General features: G+C 56.7%; 1 protein-coding gene and 3 pseudogenes. All 4 read right to left on the minus strand.

Translation table 11 applies throughout. From position 1 onward, the window contains the following. Positions 1 to 453 (minus strand): annotated as a pseudogene (locus AB9K37_RS01810) (IS21 family transposase); the annotation flags it as partial. Beyond that, positions 444 to 680: pseudogene (locus AB9K37_RS01815) on the minus strand (DDE-type integrase/transposase/recombinase); the annotation flags it as partial. The pseudogenes AB9K37_RS01810 and AB9K37_RS01815, both read right to left, overlap by 10 nt. A gap of 78 nt (positions 681 to 758) precedes the next feature. Continuing rightward, a complete protein-coding gene (locus tag AB9K37_RS01820) occupies positions 759 to 1,601 on the minus strand; it encodes a hypothetical protein (RefSeq protein WP_369835295.1) in 843 nt (280 codons plus the stop codon). Between the two features lie 206 nt (positions 1,602 to 1,807). Beyond that, a pseudogene (locus tag AB9K37_RS01825) lies at positions 1,808 to 3,068 on the minus strand (IS5 family transposase); the annotation flags it as partial.

A 3,068-nucleotide genomic window follows, 5' to 3' on the forward strand; every position in this document is an offset into this window, starting at 1 on the left:
CCGCGTATGGTTCTGGACCTCCAGCGTGCGTCTGCGTGCTGTATCCGGTACGCTGTAAAGGTTGCCATCGACCGAGATCATGCCGTCCTTGCTGACCCGGCGCTCCACACTGAGCACAGCATCATACGGCAGGGCCGGTAATGCGATCAGCGCTGGTTGCTCTAGGGCAAAGGCGTCATCAACGACGCGGCCCGTGGTGGCATGAACACGCGGGTTGGCAACGGTTGCCCGCCATGCGGAGAACTGCGCATTCAAATCCTGTAAATTGCGGAAGCTGCGTGCCAGGAAAAAGTCTTGGCGGATGTACCGGAAAGGCCGCTCAACTTTTCACTTCGTCTTTGCACGATAGGGTTTACAGGCCTTAGGGGCAGCGCCGTAATGCGTCAGCAAGGCCACGAGTGACCTGTTGTACGTCACCACACCTGCTGCGTCTTCGCCAATGACCGCCGCGCGGCAGCCAAGTTGCGGCGCTCGGAGAGCATAAAATCAAGCGTTTGACCGTCGCGATCAACGGCACGGTAGAGGTAGGTCCAGCGGCCCTTCACCTTGATGTAGGTCTCGTCCATCCGCCAGGATTTGGCCGGCGGGCGCTTCCTCGCCTGGGCCCGATCGGCAATGAGGGGCCCGAATTTCACCACCCAACGGTTCAGCGTGGCATGGTCAACCGCGACGCCGTCCTCCTTTGTGGATCACCGCAGACCCACCTTGGCACATCAAGGCCGTTGGGGGGCGATCACATCATCAAAGCCGGGAGCAGGTCAACTCGCACCGTGCAACTTTCTGAGAATCGCGAGTTCTTCCGGTGAGAGTTGACCGACGAGGAAGGCTTCATCGTCAGTCGGTAGCCCGATACGAGACACGGCGCCCTTGGCCTCTTTTAGCTCGTCGTCGTTTATCTCCGAACGATTGAGTGCGCGAACAAAATCCACGGCTTCGTTCGGAATACCTGTATTGCTTCTGAAATTCTTGTAGTGATCTTCGATTTCCAGATCAAATACCTTTTCTAGAAAATACGCGAAGATGCTTTTCTTCTGAAATGTGCTAGGGTCGTATTTCAGAACCAAAATGCGATCGGATCCAAAAATGCCAGCCCAGATATTTTGGATAATCGGTGAGCTCGCGAACAATAGCTCCTCGACGTCGAATACGTAATCCACAAATGCACGGGTTTCGCGCCGCGATATGAGCGAGTGCTTGTAGTTCGAGATATGGTAAGAGATCGGGTTGCGTGCGAAAAAAACTACCAGCGGTTCATACTGCGCCAAACGCGACTTGAGGTACTCAAGCGCTTCATAATTGAAGGTCAAAAGAGAAAAATCTTCGGACGACAGTACCGTTGTAAGGCCTTTTTCAGAATTAGCGTCTATGACGGTGCAGTAATGGTCGAAAACCTCGTCTCGAGGTAATTCTTCGTTAAAGTACGGCGGTGGTGGTGACATCAATGACCAAGCAAGCTCCTGATGTGCCGGAAATCCTATTATCCGATCAGGGTAGTGAATGCCATATTCCAAGAGAAAATTGCTTTCACGGGCGACAATTTCTTGGAGCGCAGAGCTGCCGGTCTTTCTAAGCCCGATGTGAATAACGAGTTTTCTCTTCATTTTCCTTACCCGCTGGGTGACCGTCCGATGATGGCGCTCTGGCGCCGTTCCGGTTTGGCCCGTTATGCTGCACGTGCAGCGTAACGCCAAGGCATTAGCTCGTCCAGTCGCGTGATCTTGTGGTCGGCGATCCTGCCGAGCACCCAAGTGAGGGTCTGATGCCGGAGAGTGCAGAATCCTACGCTAGTCGGCATTGGACAACGCACTCAGGCGGTTTGAGGGCCTGTATTCTGGAGTTTTTGCGTGAGAAGTTCCACCAGTACCCAGGTGATGAGGGCGCGCCAAAGCGCCCTGAGGTGGGCGAGTATCTTGCGGATGTTGTGACCGCAGCCGCACAGCACGGCGAAGATCGCGTCGCCAGAAGTTCCTTTCAGGGGGCAACGGGCGAGACGACCATCGGCTTTAATGTGTCCGATTTCCGGCTCGATTGCGCTGCGCCGTCGCAGCAAGGTCTTGAGTGATGGTGTCAGGACGCGACGCTGGCCAGATATCAGAACCATGGTTTTCTCGACGCCATGCCCGCGATAGCCGCGGTCGACCACGGCCAGGCCGGGGCGCTGATCGGTGAGCGTTTCGACCTGTTCAAGCGCCTCGGCCAAGGTGTGCCCGTCGTAAGGGTTGCCCGGAATTGCACGCATGCCAACCACGAAGCCCTCAGCGAGGGTCGTCGCAATGCTGACCTTTGTGCCGAATTCGTAGCGGACCCGTGCCTTGCCCTTGGAGATGCAGTCCACCTCTGGCGCGTGCAGAGCGTAGATCTTACCCTTGGATTTCGGCGTCTGGTGCAACAGCTACCAAAACCAGCATATCAAGGGCCCGCTCCCGATAGGCTCCTTGTGGGATGACGTCGATCTGCCGACGCATGTCACGCAGCGCGCGTCCCGTGTATCCTTTCAATGCTCTCAGTGCTTTGCGCATGCGTTTGAATTGGCGCGCATGGGCGTAGCGCCCGACCTGCTGCGCCAACCGAGGGGATTTCCGGGCATAAGACTGGCGCAGGCTTAGACCACCCTCATGCGCCAAAGCGACCAGTTTCTGGCGTGCTTTCTCGAAGAGCTTCGCGTCCGTTGGATGGTTGATGGCCTTTTCCATGACCGTCGTATCCACGGCCACACGTTTGAGGCTGACGTCATCCAGAGTACCAGCGGCCCGCCCCGCCTCGATCGTTTTGGTCAGCAGTCATTCCGCGCCGTCTTCACCGATCCGATCCCGCCACCGGCTCAACGAAGATGGGTGGATCGGTGGCTTATGCTGAAAGAATGTCTCGCCAGTGAAGTGCGGAAAGTACGGGTTCTCGACCCACCGCGCGACAACGGCATCATCGGCCAAGCGGTACACGTGCTGTAGACATCAGCCCGGCGACCAGCCTAGGATGCGTTGCCGGGCGCCCCTCTTTCGAGGGGAAGAATTCTGCCCATTCCCAATCGATCAGCTCGGACAATTTTACCAACTCGTGGCGCATGTCGA

Source organism: Donghicola sp. XS_ASV15, from assembly GCF_041224595.1.
In the GTDB taxonomy this organism is placed as follows: Bacteria; Pseudomonadota; Alphaproteobacteria; order Rhodobacterales; family Rhodobacteraceae; genus Donghicola.

Coding starts and splice junctions, on each gene's coding strand:
- AB9K37_RS01820 (WP_369835295.1), bottom strand. CDS start 1,601: ATGAAGAGAAAACTCGTTATTCACATCGGGCTTAGAAAGACCGGCAGC.